Source organism: Verrucomicrobiota bacterium (assembly GCA_016871535.1).
Lineage (GTDB): Bacteria > Verrucomicrobiota > Verrucomicrobiia > Limisphaerales > SIBE01 > VHCZ01.
Window position 1 is genome coordinate 1 of sequence record VHCZ01000054.1, and the last position, 15283, is coordinate 15283.

The 15283-nt window shown below is 60.5% G+C and carries 11 protein-coding genes and 1 pseudogene; 6 read left to right on the forward strand and 6 right to left on the reverse strand.

All coding sequences use genetic code 11. From position 1 onward, the window contains the following. Positions 1-284 precede the first annotated feature (284 nt). Positions 285-1601 (forward strand): hypothetical protein, encoded by a 1317-nt coding sequence (locus FJ398_09640; protein MBM3838213.1) that lies wholly within the window; start codon positions 285-287, stop codon positions 1599-1601. A gap of 29 nt (positions 1602-1630) precedes the next feature. Here FJ398_09640 and FJ398_09645 read toward each other — a convergent pair. Together FJ398_09645 and FJ398_09650 are read right to left on the reverse strand one after the other, a co-directional pair. Further along, positions 1631-2104 (reverse strand): annotated as a pseudogene (locus FJ398_09645) (TVP38/TMEM64 family protein). Beyond that, positions 2101-2919 carry a hypothetical protein gene (locus tag FJ398_09650; GenBank protein MBM3838214.1) on the reverse strand — a complete coding sequence of 273 codons (819 nt, stop codon included), beginning with the start codon at positions 2917-2919 and terminating at the stop codon, positions 2101-2103. Before FJ398_09650 ends, FJ398_09645 begins: the two are co-directional and overlap by 4 nt. 79 nt (positions 2920-2998) lie before the next feature. Here FJ398_09650 and rpmE point away from each other — a divergent pair, with 79 nt between their 5' ends. Then, on the forward strand, positions 2999-3244 hold the full coding sequence (gene rpmE, locus FJ398_09655; protein ID MBM3838215.1) for a 50S ribosomal protein L31: 246 nt from the start codon (positions 2999-3001) through the stop codon (positions 3242-3244). Between the two features lie 66 nt (positions 3245-3310). Beyond that, entirely contained in the window at positions 3311-4390 is a 1080-nt protein-coding gene (prfA, locus tag FJ398_09660) for a peptide chain release factor 1 (protein MBM3838216.1), read from the forward strand. Between the two features lie 174 nt (positions 4391-4564). Here prfA and FJ398_09665 read toward each other — a convergent pair whose 3' ends face one another. The 4 genes from FJ398_09665 to proC all read right to left on the reverse strand — a co-directional run bounded on the left by FJ398_09665 (position 4565) and on the right by proC (position 9186). After that, complete coding sequence (locus tag FJ398_09665; protein MBM3838217.1) at positions 4565-6211, reverse strand: glycosyltransferase; 1647 nt, start codon at positions 6209-6211, stop codon at positions 4565-4567. A 113-nt stretch (positions 6212-6324) separates the two neighbouring features. Continuing rightward, positions 6325-6735: a hypothetical protein gene (locus tag FJ398_09670; GenBank protein ID MBM3838218.1), complete on the reverse strand. Its 411-nt coding sequence runs from the start codon at positions 6733-6735 to the stop codon at positions 6325-6327. Positions 6736-6810: 75 nt separating this feature from the next. After that, positions 6811-8067 carry an AI-2E family transporter gene (locus FJ398_09675; GenBank protein ID MBM3838219.1) on the reverse strand — a complete coding sequence of 419 codons (1257 nt, stop codon included), beginning with the start codon at positions 8065-8067 and terminating at the stop codon, positions 6811-6813. Positions 8068-8370: 303 nt separating this feature from the next. Next, positions 8371-9186 (reverse strand): pyrroline-5-carboxylate reductase, encoded by an 816-nt coding sequence (gene proC / locus FJ398_09680; protein ID MBM3838220.1) that lies wholly within the window; start codon positions 9184-9186, stop codon positions 8371-8373. 93 nt (positions 9187-9279) lie between these two features. Here proC and FJ398_09685 point away from each other — a divergent pair, with 93 nt between their 5' ends. The 3 genes from FJ398_09685 to FJ398_09695 all read left to right on the forward strand — a co-directional run bounded on the left by FJ398_09685 (position 9280) and on the right by FJ398_09695 (position 15187). Then, a complete protein-coding gene (locus FJ398_09685) occupies positions 9280-9753 on the forward strand; it encodes a transcriptional repressor (protein MBM3838221.1) in 474 nt (157 codons plus the stop codon). A 420-nt stretch (positions 9754-10173) separates the two neighbouring features. Continuing rightward, positions 10174-11241, forward strand: a complete 1068-nt coding sequence (locus FJ398_09690; protein ID MBM3838222.1) for an alpha/beta hydrolase — start codon at positions 10174-10176, stop codon at positions 11239-11241. Further along, on the forward strand, positions 11126-15187 hold the full coding sequence (locus FJ398_09695) for a DUF1553 domain-containing protein (protein MBM3838223.1): 4062 nt from the start codon (positions 11126-11128) through the stop codon (positions 15185-15187). Before FJ398_09690 ends, FJ398_09695 begins: the two co-directional genes overlap by 116 nt. Positions 15188-15283: the final 96 nt, after the last annotated feature.

Here is a 15283-nt window from a genome sequence, read left to right on the forward strand (position 1 = left end):
GGCGCAACCCGAAGGGCGGCAGTTCTTTTTCGCCAGACTTCGTTGCTTGCTCCTTACAGATCCACTTCGGGATATGCTCGTCGCTCGCGCCTCGTCTGGCCGAAAAATCCCTTGCCGCGAACGTGAGCGTATTTATGAAATGGACCACTAAGCGGCCAAGCCATGCCTCTTCCGCGCTATTCCCCGCGTTCCCTTCAGGAACTGTGCGGAACGTCGAACCCACGACGTCGGCCCATGGGCCGTGGGCATGGTTCTGAGACCGCTGAAAGTTGCAGGGAACCGCTATGCCGTTAATCATCACGCGACATCGGCTCGTCTTTTTTCTAGCCTTTGCACTCCAGGGTCCGTCCCTTGTCCACGCGGCCTCGTTCCGGGCCGGGACCGCCCAACGCGAAATCACACCCAAAGAACCCGTCCCGATGTGGGGTTACGGCGCGCGGCATGACGCGCTCTCCGCCGGTGTCCTCGATCCGCTCTACGCCACCGCACTGGTCCTCGAAGCCGGCACGAACAAGTTGGCGATCGTGGGGCTAGACCTGGGCCGCTCGCCCACCGAGAAATCGCTGCAGAGCATTCGCGAACGCATTCGCCCTGGGGCCGGAATTCAGTATTCGTTCATCGCCGGCTCCCACACGCATCACGGCCCGGTGCTTGAACTGACCAATGAAGAAGGCAAGGGCAAAGGCAAATTCGACTCCGCGCTCCGCTACTATCGGGAACTCGAAGACGCGATTGTCGCGGCGATCCAGGCCGCCAATGAAAAACTCGCTCCCGCCAAAATGGCCGCCGGTTCGGTTCAACTCGACGGCTTCAATCGGAACCGCCACACGAAGATCGAGCCCAAGCCCGTGGACCGCGAACTTGCCGTGCTCCGCTTCGATGATTTTTCCGGCAAACCTATCGCGCTCCTGGTGAACTTCGCCGCGCATCCCACGATGCTCCCGGCGAGCACGCTTAAGTTTTCTCCCGATTATGTCGGACCGATGCGCTCGGCCATCGAGAAAGAATTGGGCGCGGCCACGATTTTCATGCAAGGAGCCGCTGGAGATCTCTCCGTGAATCCCGGCGAGAGGAAGGGGCCGGAAGCATTCGGCCAAACCCTGGCGCGCGAAGTGATCCAATTGGCGTCCGGGCTGTCCTCCAAGGAAGTGTTCGAGCCGCGCCTGGAGGTGCGGGAGAAGCGGTTCCAGTTTGCCGCGCGCACGGACTTGAGCAATCCCTTGATCCGAGTTTTCTACGCCAACGCCTTCTTCCCGGAACTGGTTCCGAACTACGCTGACGAATACGCGCAGGGCGTGCGTCCAAGGTTGACGGTTGGGTTATTGAACGGCGAGATCGCGCTGGTGGGTGTTTCCGGAGAATTCTTTTGCCAGCACTCCATCCGCCTCAAGGAACGTGCCCGGCTGAAGCCCCTTTTCTTTTTCGGCTACTGCAACGGATACCATCAGTATTTCCCAACGATCGAAGCTGCGGCGGAGGGCGGTTACGGCGCGGATAACGCGGTCGCGCCGGCTGCGGTGGGCGCAGGCGAGGAGATCATGAACACGGCGTTGCTTTGGCTTTACGAGATGCGCGGCAAGCTGAGCGCCCCGGCGAAGTAACCCGTGACGTGGGAGTCTGAGACTCCCGATCAGCCGATCCTTTGCGCCAGTGCTCGTCGGGCAATCCGTGTAACCAGCAGAGTCACGCCAATCGTCGCCACGAGGCCAACGCCGTAGAGCGCCCACTCGGCCGCGGTCCGCGATGACGCGCTCGTCGTTCCCGTGCGGGCCAGCGAGCCGAGATACACATACATGACCGTGCCCGGCATCATTCCGACCCAGGAGGCGAGCACGTAATCCCGCAGAGAAACGCTCGTCAGGCCGTACGCGTAGTTCAGCAGGGTGAATGGAAACACGGGAGAGAGACGCGTCAAAACCACGATCTTCCATCCTTCCTCTGCCACGGCGTTGTCCATCGTCGCGAATCGGGCGTGCATCGAAATCTTCCGCGCGACTCAGTCGCGCGCAAAATGGCGGCCGATCAGAAAGGCCGCGGTTGCGCCGAGGGTGGAAGCGATAGAAACGCAGAGCGAGCCTTGGACGACGCCAAACAAAGCGCCTATCGCTTAACATCTTCCGGCCTGGGCAGGAACCGCGCGAAATCGCGGTCGTAAGCGAAGTGCAGGAAAAAGGAATTGCTCCATTCCACAAAGACCGCGATGCGCGCCATCGGGGCGAAATTGGGAAGCTGCTTGTTCAGGAGATACGGATAATGCACGGCCAGCCGCTCGTAAAAGACGGTGTTGAAACGCGAGTTGAGCCGGCAGAGCAAATCCCGCCTCAGGATTTCGTGCGAAAGCGGCACTTGCTCGTAGTCGCGCTCGCTGGCGGCATAGTCGCGGGCATAGACGCCCTCGAATATTTCCCGGTGGCGCGCCGGGCTCGCGACGAGAACACCGGTTTGAATGATTTCAGAAAACATAGGACTCAGCCCATACGCTTCGTAGAAGCGCCGCTGCTCCGCATTCCAATCGGACCGATCGGAGCAAAACGCGAAAGTCTTCGTGCGCAGCCGCTCCAAACAGAGCATCTTCAAATCGTCGTGGATGTAGGCGCCTGAGATCACTCCGCCCACTTTGTCTTCAGGAACGTAATCCGTGATCGCGGGAGTTCGCTGGGGATTGATCGCGACGTCCGCGTCGAGGAGCACTACCTGGCGGTAACCCTGCAATTCCGGATGACCGAGCAACAGACATTTCTGCCAGGCCGGAGAGCGCCGCGCTGAGCGGTCAGAGCGGTCCAGCGGCTCGGTAATCACGTGCAGGCCGTAGCCGTGCAATCGGGCGTATTCGGCCCAATTCCATTGGCAGTGCGCCTTCCAGTAGGACTGGGTGGCTTCCCCGAGGGCCAGAGTTGTCAGGGCGACGTTCGCGCTCATGCTTGGAAGGGCAACGTTGTCGTCGCGCATTTCGCGCTTGTCAAGCGGCGACCGATTGTTAGGCTCTGCGCCCTTTGTTATGAAAGCTGACATTCATCCGAAGTACCAGGCCGCGGAAGTCCGGTGCGCGTGCGGCAACACGTTCAAAACGCGCTCGACCCGGCCCGTGATCCTGCTCGGCATTTGCAACGCGTGCCATCCGTTCTATACCGGCACGCAGAAGTTCGTCGATACCGCCGGCCGCGTGGACAAGTTCCAGCAGCGCATGGCCAAAACCCAGGCCGCCCAGGCTGCCGCCGCAGCGACCTCCAAGAAGAAGAAGTAGCGACTTTTCCCAGACTCCGCCCGCAGTGTTTTCCACGCTGCGGGCGGTCTCTTTTTGGCCAGGGCTATGGATTTGCGTCCCCACATCGAAAAATTCTCCCGGCGTTTTGCAGAGATCGAGACCGCGCTAAGCGATCCGAAAGCGTTCGATAACCCGCAGCGCGCGCAGGAACTGTCTCGCGAGTACGCCCGGCTCAAGGAACTGATCGGCCACGGTCAGGCGTATCTCAAAGCGCTCGCGGACCTGGAGGAGAATCGCGGCTTGTTGAAGTCGGAACCCGCCAATTCCGAGCTGGCGGCGCTGGTCCGGGAGGAAATCGCCCGCTTGGAAGCCGAGGAAAAACGGCTCGCCCGGGAAGTGCAACGCGGCGTGGTTCCACCCGATCCGGCGGACTCTCGGAATACCATCATTGAAATCCGCGCTGGAGCCGGCGGCGCGGAGTCTGCGCTCTTTGCCGCCGATCTCTATCGCATGTACACGCGCTACGCCGAGCGTTGCGGCTGGAAAATCGAGACGCTCGATTCCAGCCCGTCGGATCTGGGCGGCTTCAAGGAAGTGATCTTCAGCGTCAGCGGCACGGAAGTTTACCGCCGCTTGAAATACGAAAGCGGCGTGCATCGCGTCCAGCGCGTCCCCGCGACCGAAGCGCAAGGCCGCATCCACACCAGCACCGCGACGGTCGCCGTGCTGCCTGAAGCTCAGGAAGTCGATATCGAGTTGCGGCCGGAAGATCTGGACATCAGCGTGTGCCGCGCATCCGGGCCCGGCGGGCAAGGCGTGAACACGACGGATTCGGCGGTTCAGATCGTTCACAAACCTTCCGGCCTGATCGTGCGGTGCGCGGACCAACGCTCGCAACAGAAGAACAAGGCGCGCGCGCTGACGATTCTGCGGTCGCGTTTGCTCGAACAAAGGGTGGCGGAAGAAAACGCGAAATACGCGGCGCAACGGAAGGCGCAAGTGGGGACCGGCGAACGCAACGAACGCATTCGAACTTACAACTTCCCCCAGAACCGCGTGACGGACCATCGCATCGAACTGACGCTTTACAATCTGCCCATGTTCATCGACGGCGACATCGATTGCATTCTCGAACCCATGATGGCGCACGATCTGGAGGAGAAGCTCGCCGCGATCGCAGCTTAGCTGAAACGATTCGCTGGAACCGGGGAGCACACGCGCCCTCGCGTGTTCCGATTGGCGCCTCGCCGATCAGAGGGTCGTTGAAACCGTGGAGGGAGCGAACCGTGCAGTTCGATTGAATGGGCCGGCGAGGGCGCCGACTGCTGCACGCGAGGGCGCGTGCACTCCCCATCCGTCCTAGAGCGAAATCAGGTCGCTCCAGATTCTATCCTTGGAGTAGCACCGCTGAAACCAGGCAAAAGCCCGCTCCGCGATCGAGCGCCGCTCCGCTTCGTTTCTTTGAAAGAAACTCACGTAGGCGCTCAGTTCGTCGATCGTCCGAAACGGGACGTAATGGACGAACGGCGCGAAGAACCGCGTGATTTCTTCGTTGTCTTCCTCCAGCAGCAAGCTTTGCGAGAGGATCGATTCCCACGCGCGTCCCGTCATGATTTTCCGGGAAGCGGTCCGCGCCGAGAAATTCACGCTGATTCTGAGGCGGCTCATGAAGGCCGCATAGTCTTGCGCGCTGGCGCCGGCCTTGGAATCGCCTGTCGTGTGTCTGGACAAAACGAGCTGGCAGGGAATGTCTCTGGATTTGATCAACGCGAGCCACAAACCGCGCGGAAAATTGTAGCGATACAGGCTTCCGACAAACGCGGTTTCGATGTCCTTGCCGTTGGGACCCGGCTGAAACAGGGCGTCCGGATAGGGAATCGGCGCCCAGAACATTTTCGCTTCGGCTTCGCGGTCGGTTGTCTGCGGCGGGTAATCATTCAAGTGCCAAACCACATCGGCGAACGGGCGCACGTAAGCGATCGTCGCCAAACACTGGGGCATCCACGAATCCGGATAAAAGCCGGCAAGCTGGAACGGCTGCCGCGCTTTGAGCGCGCAGAGAACGTTTCTGAACACTTCGGCGCCGGCATATTCCCCGCCCGGATTCTGATTGCAGAGTTCGTCGAAGATCACCCAGTCCGGTTTGGCGGAAAGGATCAACCTGGCCAGCCGGTCCAGTTCCGAATACTGCCGATCGGGGGGGGAACCCTTTGGATTGGTGAGCCGCTCCGACGGAAAGAAAAGGATCTCCAGGCCGGCGGCTCGGGCCGAGGTTTGGAAAAACACGGCGAGCTCGTGTTCGCGGGAATCCGTTCGATCGAGGAAATACTGCCTCATCACCAGCAGAATCCTTTTGCCCTCGACGGACCGGGGAGCGTTCTCCGCTTTCAGCGACGCCCGCCGCGTTTGAAGATACGGAACCGTGCTCCCGCGCATTTCCCAATCGCGCAGCGCGCAATCCAGCCTTTGGCGAATCGCCCCATCGCTGAGATCGCCCGCGAGGTTCACGCCGCCGGTGCGACCAAGGATTTTCGCCGCGTATCCGGGAAACGGAGCGGCAAGCTGCAAAGCCCGCTCCGCCCTCGCCGGGTCGTTGCCCAGGACGTGCAGACAAATCTGTTCGTAAAGGCCGGCCAGCAACTCGTCGCTTTCGCCGCTTCGCCAGCGATCCCGCTCCACTTCAAGACGCGCGGCGAGCCTGGCGCTCAAGGACCCGGCTTCCGCATACTGGCCTTGCTCGATCAAACAATGGGCGCATTTGACCAGCGCTTCGCAGTCGCAAGCGGGAGAATCCGCGAGCATGCGCCAGAGCACGCCGGCTTCGCGCCAGTTCTTGTTTGTGTACGCGAGCCGGGCGAGCGCGGTCAAACTTCTGGCCGACGCCGAGCGCGGGTCGCGAGAGAGCAGATCCGTGAGCAGCGAGACGGCTTTGTTCGCATTGCCTTGCGTGTCGAGAAAGCGCGCCAACTCGACCGCCGTGAGATCCATCAAAGGCGGACCGTCCATGAGCTGGTTAAATTGTTAAAAGGGTTAAATAAGTTAAATGGTGTTGGAGATGAGTCCGTCAACAGGGGTCGAGCTTACGTCACGTAACTGAATTAGCCGATTTAACCCTTCACTCAGGCTTGCGGTTGGGAAAAGAAGTCCAGGATTTCCGCAGGCTGCAAATCCTCCAGGCGGGCGGTGGCTTCCTTCAGACCGGGCAGGATGTAGCTGAATCGGCCGCCTGATTTTCCGCCGACGTAACCCGAATGCCCGATCCCGGCGCCGTGAACCATCTTGATCTGGGCGTCGAACCTCTCGCGGAGCGTTTCAATCAGCGCGAAGCGTTTGCCTTTGGGCGACACCTCCCCGTCCAAAGTACCATACGTGATCACGATCACTGAATTGAGCAGGTCCACCTCCGCGTCGTGTTCCAGCGTGAGATCGAAGATTTCGGCAATGACGCGTTGCGCATCGGTTTCCGGCACGGCGACGAGGATAAATTCGATCCTGCCCTTGCGCAGTTTCCACGGGCTGTCCGCTGACATACGGAACCAAAGTTAACGGATATTTCCGGCGTTCGCCATCTGTTATTGAAGCGAAGCCGCGAAGCCGAGCGAAGCTTACGGCTGCACGATGAGACTCTCCGGCCGCTTCCAGACGTAGCGGAACATGAGCACGCGCAGCGCCGCCGTCAACGGGATGGCCAGGATGCCGCCCGTGATGCCGCCCATCAAGGTCGTGCCAACCATGACCGCGATGATGATGGTCAACGGGTGCAGCCCGACGCGGTCCCCCATGATCTTGGGCGAGATGACCAGCCCCTCAGCCATTTGGACCAGCCCGAAAATCGCCAGGACCAGCACGGGATGGAGCCAATCGCCGAATTGCACTGCCGCCAGCAGGAGCGCGGGCAGCAGACTCATGAGCACGCCCAGATAGGGCACGATGCTCAGAAATCCGGCGAACATTCCGAGGAGGAACGCGTAGTTCAAGCCGATGATCAGAAACCCAATCGTCAGGAGCGCTCCGTCGCAAAGCGCCACCAGGACTTGCCCGCGGAAAAACAGAATCAAATAATCGTTGATCGACCGGAGCACGAAGACCAGTTCGTCTTTCATCCAGGATTCATGAATCGGAAGGTAATCCGTCCACTTGCGCTGGATGCCGCGTTTCTCTACCAGAAAATAGAAGGCGTAAACCGGAACCAAGGAAAGCCCGACCAGCAGGCCGATCCACGAAGCTACCTTCGTGAGTTGGTCCCTGAACCATTTGCCGATGCCGGGCAACGCTCCGGTCACCCAGGAGACGATCTCTTTGAAAGTCTCGCTCTCCAGGATGCCTTTGGAACTCGCGTCCGAGGTTTCCGGAGGTTGGTTCGTTGATGTCGTGGAAAGAACCGTCTCGGTTTGGTTGGTGTTCGGCTGGGCTGGCAGTGAATTCGTCGGCCCGAACAATGGCCAGCGGAGGTCGATCTTGATACCGAACGGCTCCCGCGCCACCCAAGCCTTGAATTTCTCCTTGAGTTTCTCGGAGTAGGTCGGGAACTGCCGCACCAGGCCTTCCGTTTCCCGGAGCAATTGAGGCAGGACCGTCGCGGCCAGGATCGAAACCAGCAGCACGCCGATAAAAAACACGGACAGAATCGCCTGGGTCCGGGGGACTTTCTTGCTCTCGAAGAAATCCACCACCGGATCCAGCAAATACGCGATGATCCCGGCGATGGCCAACGGGAGCAAAACATCGGAGAGCTCCCGGAGCACCCAGCCAAAACCCCAAAGCAAAAGTCCGATCAGCGCCAGCAGAACGCCAATAGCCAGCGCCGTGATCGAGACCCAGAGAATCCGCGCCTGCTTTTCGGTTGGGGAGGGAAAACCCATGATCGGGTGTCAAGGCGTTAACATTTGAAAATCAAGATGCCGAAACTTCCTGTGAAACTCAGGACCTGAGCTTCGCCTACTCGTGCTCCCTCTCCCAGTGGGAGAGGGCCGGGGTGAGGGAGAAGCCCCGGCGTATCTTGTCGCCTCGGACTTGGCCAATGCCTCACCCTCACCCTTCCCTCTCCCTCAAGGGAGAGGAAATTCGCGGTCGATGCTTTCATTGATCGAGACTCGGACTTTGAACTCACTGAGAATTTGTCGCTCAAACAAACTTCGCCGGATTTTTCCCGGCCAGGAAAGGGATCAAACGCTTCCCAATCGCTTCGATTTTTCCGTCGCCGCCCGGACCGCGGTCATGAACGCGCCACGCACCCCGGCGCGTTCCAGCTCGTAGATGCCTTCAATCGTGGTTCCACCCGGACTGGTGACCATGTCCTTCAACACGCCCGGATGCAGATTTGTTTCCAAAACCATTCTGGCCGCGCCGAAGACGGTTTGCGCTGCCAGCTTCGTCGCAACGTCGCGGGGCAATCCGCATGCCACTCCGCCGTCGCTCAACGCTTCGATCATCAAGTAAACGTAAGCGGGGCCGCTCCCGCTCAGGCCGGTCACCGCGTCGAGCAACGGCTCCTTCACCTGATAGGCCAGCCCGACGGATGAAAACAATTTGCGCGCGAGCTCCGCGTCCTGCGGCTGAGCGGCCGAGCCGAGCGCGAACGCGGTCGCCGACGCTCCGACCAGCGCGGGCATGTTGGGCATGACGCGAATGATTCGAGCCTCCGTCCCCAGCCCGTTTTGCAGCTTCGCGAGCGGCACGCCTGCGGCAATGGAAATGAAAAGGTGTTGCTTGCCGCTCGCACCGCGCGCCTCGGTGAGCACGGCGTCCACCTGCTCCGGTTTCACAGCGAGGACGATTACGGTGGCGAACTTGAGCACCTCCGGATTGCTCTCCGTAGTCCGGGCATTGACGCTTTTGTGAAAATCATTCCTTGCGAGTTCAACGGGATCGCTGGCCAGAATTGCGTCCGCTCCGATCAAGCCGGCCTTCACAAAACCCCTGGCCAGTGCCGTCGCCATTTTGCCTGCGCCAAGGAAACCGATTCGTAGTTCGGGAGACATGGGCAGGTTGTAGCAGTTGCCGGCTCGAAGCGAAAGGTGAAAGGGCAGCGCTCGTCGCGTTGACTTGTTTGGCGCTCGAAATATACTGGTTTTATGCTGGCGAACACGAAATCGACCGCGAAGCAGCGGTTCATGGAATTCCTCTCCCGAAAGTGCCTGCGGGTGACGGCCCAGCGCCAGGCGATCATCGAAACGGTCTTCAGCACGGACCAACATTTCACCGCCGAACAGCTTCTGGAATGGGCGAGAGAGCGGGATCGCTCCGTATCGCGCGCGACGGTTTATCGCACCCTTCCGCTGCTGACCGAGAGCGGATTGGTCCGGGAAATGGATTTCGGCAAAGACCGCAAGTTTTACGACCCGAACTACGCCGAGCACCCGAACCACAATCACATCATCTGCCAGGATTGCGAGAAGATCGTCGAATTCGAGAGCGAGAAGATCGCCAAACTTGAGGACGAGATCAGCCACAAGCTCGGTTTCGCCCTCAAATCCCAGCGCCTCCAGATCACCGCGACTTGCGAGGAACTCAAGAAACTGGGCGCCTGCCGGCACAAAGCCCGGTAGCCTATCGGCTGTTTGGGAGAACGAAGAAAGTCATGGGCCTGTGGATCGAGCGATGAAACCCGGCGACTTTCGATCCGCTTCTGCCTGGAGATTCCGCAACCTGCGCGAAAGTCACGCGCAACTGGCGTTCCCGATCCACAGACCTCATCCCCGTTGTTAACCTTGGCAATGCGCCGTAGCACATAAACCACAGCGATAATTCTGAAATGGTTGCCGACTGAATCACAGGAGAAGCAATCCTTGGACCGAAACAGGGACGGATGGTATCCCCAAACCCCGCGATCCGTTTCCCCGGAAGGGCCGTTGCGCGGCGCCGACTTTCCTCTTCCCCTGGTGGTTCTTTTGTTTCAATTTAGCCGCACTATGCATGACGGCTTTCAAGGAATTCTAAAACGTGGTTCGATCTGTTCTGCATCGATTTTGGTTGAGCTGGTCTGGCTGCTGGCGGTTCCGCCGGCGAGCTTCGCTGTCGAACCGCCCGCGACCAACCGCTTCCCGCGTCTCGATCCCGCCAAACTGCTCGAATACCGGCGGGCGAATGGCAACATCATGCCGGTTACGAACGTGGAGGATTGGCAACACCGGCGCGCTGCGATTCTCGCCGGCATGCAGGAAGTCATGGGACCCTTGCCGGGAAACGAGAAACGCTGCCCGCTCGACATGGAAACGTTGGAGGAGGTGGATTGCGGCGAGTACATCCGCAAGCTGATTACTTACCGCCCCGAACCCAAAGGGATCGTGCCCGCTTATTTGTTGATCCCCAAGGCAGCGTTGTCGTCCTCGAAAAAATTTCCCGGCGTGCTCTGCCTGCACCAAACCGACAACAAACTCGGGCACAAGATCGTGGTTGGGCTGGCCAACCGCGCGAATGACGAATACGGCGCGGACCTGGCGAAGCGCGGATTCGTTTGCCTGGCGCCGGCGTATCCGCTGCTCGCGAATTACAAACCCGACCTGAAGGCGCTCGGCTATCAAAGCGGCACGATGAAAGCGATCTGGGACAATATCCGCGGGCTGGACTTGCTGGAATCGCTTCCGTTCGTGCAACCCGGGAAGTTTGGCGCGATCGGCCATTCGCTCGGCGGACACAATTCGATTTACACCGCCGTGTTTGACGAACGCGTCAAGGTCATCGTCTCCAGTTGCGGCTTCGATTCCTTCCGGGATTACATGGACGGGAACATCAAGGGCTGGACGAGCGAGCGGTACATGCCGAAGCTGCTGAATTATTCGCTGCGCGACATTCCGTTTGATTTTCACGAATTGATCGGCGCGCTGGCGCCGAGGCACGTGTTTGTCAGCGCACCATTCTACGACACGAATTTCAAGTGGCAGAGCGTGTTCCGGATTGAGGAAGCGGCGGCCAAGGTTTATGAGTTCCTCCGCGCGCGGGCCAACCTGCGCCTCGAGCATCCCAAATGCGGCCACGAATTCCCGATCGAAATGCGCGAGATCGCGTATCGGCTCTTTGCCGAGCATTTGCGCTAGCGGGCGAGAATCCACAGTTGGAAAAACCGCCAACCCCATGAACCAGACGGTAGGGCGAGCCTGTCCCCAGCGAGCCGAGTCGGACGTGTTCCAAGCGCGTCGAGCGGCTCGCCGGGACGGACTCGCCCTACCGGGTTCAAGGGCCGATCGCAGGCCCTTTTGGAACAGGCTGCTTCCCATGAACCGGCGTCACTCCTTCTGCTCGATTCTCCTGGGCGCGCTGTTCCTAGCCGTTCGCGTGGGGTGGGCCGCCCCACCGGACTTCCTCCGCGACGTTCGACCCATTCTCTCCGGCCACTGCTTCAAATGCCACGGCCCGGACGAGAAGGCGCGCAAGGCCAAACTCCGGTTGGATCTTCGCGAAGAGGCCGTGCAACCTGCCAAATCAGGCGCACCCGCTATCGTGCCCGGGAAGCCCGCGGACAGCGAGTTGATCCGGCGCATTGCTTCGACCGACGAAGACGAGGTCATGCCACCGCCTTCGACTAAGAATCCTCTCAGCGCGTCCCAGAAGGAAATCCTGCGAAACTGGGTCGCCGCCGGCGCCGAATACAAACCGCACTGGGCGTTCGCTCCGCCGAAACAACCTCCGCTTCCACAAATCCGGCAGACCGGCTGGCCCCGCAACGCCATTGATTTTTTCATCCTGGCTCGGATGGAATCCGAAGGTCTGCGTCCCTCGCCGCAGGCGGACCGGTATTCGCTCGCCCGGCGGTTGTATCTCGATTTGATTGGGCTTCCACCGACGCCTGAGGAAGCGGACGAATTCGTTCGCGACCTTTCCTCGGATGCCTATGAGAAGTGGGTCGATCGCCTTTTAAGCTCACCGCCTTACGGCGAGCGCTGGGCGCGGCGGTGGCTGGATCTGGCTCGCTATGCCGATACAAACGGCTACGAAAAAGACCGGCGTCGCTCCATCTGGCCGTATCGCGACTGGGTCATTAACGCGGTCAACGCGGATCTGCCCTTCGACCAGTTCACCCTTGAACAAATTGCGGGCGACATGCTTCCCGGCGCGACGGTGCCGCAGCGGATCGCCACCGGTTTTCACCGCAACACGATGTTGAACGAAGAGGGCGGCATCGATCCGCTGGAGTTCCGATTCTACGCCATGGTGGATCGCGCCAACACCACCGCGACCACGTGGCTGGGCCTGACTTTGGCTTGTGCGCAGTGTCACACCCACAAGTATGATCCCATCACCCAGCGCGAATATTACCAGTTCATGGCGTTTCTGAATAACGCCGACGAACCGGAAATCGATCTCGCGAGCCAGGAAGTTGCCGCGCGCCGCGCCGAGCTCGAACGCAAGATCGCGGAACTCAACGCGGCCTTGCCAGACCGGTTTCCTCTTGAAGAAATCCGCTGGCACCTGGCCTCGAATTCCGACTTCAGTTCGGAAAGCAAAGTGGAAGCGGAGAAGCTGGACGATGGGTCCTGGCGGCTTTCCGGCCCAGGAGCGGAACGAGACACGTACCGGGTGACCTTCAATTCCGAGTTGACCAATGTCACGCACCTGCGCCTGGAAGCCCTGGTGGATTGGGCTTCGCCAGGGACCGGACCGGGCCGCTCGGAACTCGGCAATTTTGTTTTGAGCGAAATCACGGCAGAAGTCGCGGTGAGGGCCGCTTCCGAGCCGCCTCAACGGGTAAAGTTGGTGGAAGCACGCGCGGACTTTTCCCAACGAGATTTCCCGGTCGCGTACGCAATTGACGGAAAGACCAACACGGGATGGGGCATCCAGGGAGCGCGGAGGTGGCACGTCAATCGGACCGCAACGTTCAAGATCGAGAAGCCGGTGACTTTTTCCGAAGGCGCCCGATGGACGATTGAATTGTCCCAGCAACACGGGAAAACCAACACGCTCGGCCGATTTCGGTTGAGCCTGGGCGAACCGATCGGCGATCCGCGCCCCGCCGAGGTCCGCCGGCACGAACACCTGGAAAAGAAATTCGGCGAATGGCTTCAGCGCGAAAGCGCGCGCGTGGCGCAATGGACCCTCCTCAGGCCTATTGAGGCGAAAAGCAATTTGCCGCTCTTGACAATCCAGCCGGACAACTCGGTCTTCGCCAGCGGTGACCAGAGCAAGCGCGATGAGTACGAGTTGAAGTTTGCCAACGGTTTAACAGGCATCACGGCCCTTCGCCTGGAGGTCTTGCCGGACGAGCGCTTGCCCAAACACGGCCCCGGCCGCGTGTTTTACGAAGGCCCGGCAGGAGACTTCTTTCTGTCTGAGTTCAAAGTCACCGCGAACAGCAAGCCGGTGGCGATCCAGCGCGCCACGCACAGCTATGCCGCCGATAAATCCGGCGCGCCGGCCGCGATCGATGGCGATCCGCAGTCCGGATGGGCGATCAATGGCGGTCAGGGCGAAACGCATCACGCCGTCTTCAACCTGGCGGAACCGCTCGCCGACCCGAGCACGCTGGGCGTCAAGTTGCTGTTCGAGCGCTACCACGCGGCCGGGCTGGGCCGATTCAAAGTCTGGGCGACAACCGATGCGCGTCCAACCGAAGCGAGCGCGGTTCCGGATGAAATCCAGGCTTTGCTTTTGCTTCCTTCCCCGGAACCTGACGGCAGGGCGAGCCTGTCCCCAGGGAGCCGAGTCGGACGTGTTCCAGGCACGTCGAGCGGCTCGCCGGGACGGACTCGCCCTACCGAGTTCATGGGGCGAGAGTCTGGTGATCGGACCAAGGAAGCTTCCCCTGCACCGGGTAGGGCTGCGTTGCCGCGCAGCCGGTCTTCTGTCGATGCGGCTTCGCCTGCGCGCACGCCGGAACAGCGCCAGCAGTTGCTGGAATATTTTCTCGCCGTTGCGCCCGAACTATCCGAGGCGCATCAGGAAATAGAAAAGCTGCGCGAACAAATGCCCGCGTTTCCGACGACGCTTGTGATGGCGGAGCGCCCGGTGGCAAATCTCCGCCTCACTCATGTCCACAATCGCGGCGAATTCCTGCAACCGACGGAGCGCGTTGAACCGGGCGTGCTGTCCGTGTTGCACGATTTGCCTGCAAACGCGGCGCGCAACCGGCTGGCCTTCGCCCGCTGGCTGGTCTCGCCGGACAATCCGCTGGTGGGCCGCGTGACGATGAATCGGCAGTGGGCCGCGTTCTTCGGCCGCGGGCTGGTGCGCACGCTGCAAGATTTTGGATTTCAAGGCGAGCTGCCGACGCATCCGGAGTTGCTCGATTGGCTGGCCGTCGAGTTCGTCCAGCAAGGCTGGTCGATGAAAGCCATGCACAAGCTCATCGTGATGAGCGCGACCTACCGGCAATCCTCCCGCATGACGCCCGAATTGCTGGAGAAAGATCCCCAGAACAAGTGGCTGGCGCGCGGGCCGCGCGTTCGCCTCGAAGCCGAATTGATCCGCGATTCGATCTTGAGCGCCGGCGGATTGCTCTCCCCGAAACTGGGCGGCCCCAGTGTTTTTCCGCCTCAGCCGCCCGGCGTGACAACGGAAGGAGCTTACGGCGCGCTCGCCTGGACCGCCAGCCCCGGCGAGGATCGCTATCGTCGCGGCCTGTACACCTTCAGCAAACGGACGGCGCCGTACGCGATGTTCAGCACGTTTGACGCGCCGAGCGGTGAAGCGTGTGTGGCCCGTCGCGAAGTGTCCAATTCTCCCCTGCAATCGCTGACGTTGCTGAACGACGCGGTGTTCTTCGAGGCGGCGCAGGCGTTGGGCCGAATCGTCGCTTCGCAACACGGGGATGAAGAGGGCCGCGCCGCGTTTCTTTTTCGCCGGTGTTTGACGCGTCCGCCGGCGAACCCGGAGCTCGCCATGACCGCTAAGTTTTACCGCGAACAGAAAGCCCGATTCATCGAGAAAGAACTCGACCCGGACGCGGTGGCGGGTCCCGGCGAGGGAAACACGATCGAGCGCGCCGCCTGGACCGCCGTCGCGCGCGCGCTCCTGAATCTGGATGAGGCGATTTCGAAACCTTGATTCTTTCTTTCCACAGGCAGACGATGGCTCGTGGTTAAGGACGGGTTTTGAGGCGCATCTTCGCCCGAGGGTTGAACTCAGAGGGTTAGGCCGTTC

Excerpts from the sequence above, each read along its gene's own strand:
- FJ398_09640 (MBM3838213.1), top strand. The coding sequence starts at position 285 with ATGCCGTTAATCATCACGCGACATCGGCTCGTCTTTTTTCTAGCCTTT.
- FJ398_09650 (MBM3838214.1), bottom strand. The coding sequence starts at position 2,919 with ATGAGCGCGAACGTCGCCCTGACAACTCTGGCCCTCGGGGAAGCCACC.
- rpmE (MBM3838215.1), top strand. The coding sequence starts at position 2,999 with ATGAAAGCTGACATTCATCCGAAGTACCAGGCCGCGGAAGTCCGGTGC.
- prfA (MBM3838216.1), top strand. The coding sequence starts at position 3,311 with ATGGATTTGCGTCCCCACATCGAAAAATTCTCCCGGCGTTTTGCAGAG.
- FJ398_09665 (MBM3838217.1), bottom strand. The coding sequence starts at position 6,211 with ATGGACGGTCCGCCTTTGATGGATCTCACGGCGGTCGAGTTGGCGCGC.
- FJ398_09670 (MBM3838218.1), bottom strand. The coding sequence starts at position 6,735 with ATGTCAGCGGACAGCCCGTGGAAACTGCGCAAGGGCAGGATCGAATTT.
- FJ398_09675 (MBM3838219.1), bottom strand. The coding sequence starts at position 8,067 with ATGGGTTTTCCCTCCCCAACCGAAAAGCAGGCGCGGATTCTCTGGGTC.
- proC (MBM3838220.1), bottom strand. The coding sequence starts at position 9,186 with ATGTCTCCCGAACTACGAATCGGTTTCCTTGGCGCAGGCAAAATGGCG.
- FJ398_09685 (MBM3838221.1), top strand. The coding sequence starts at position 9,280 with ATGCTGGCGAACACGAAATCGACCGCGAAGCAGCGGTTCATGGAATTC.
- FJ398_09695 (MBM3838223.1), top strand. The coding sequence starts at position 11,126 with ATGAGTTCCTCCGCGCGCGGGCCAACCTGCGCCTCGAGCATCCCAAAT.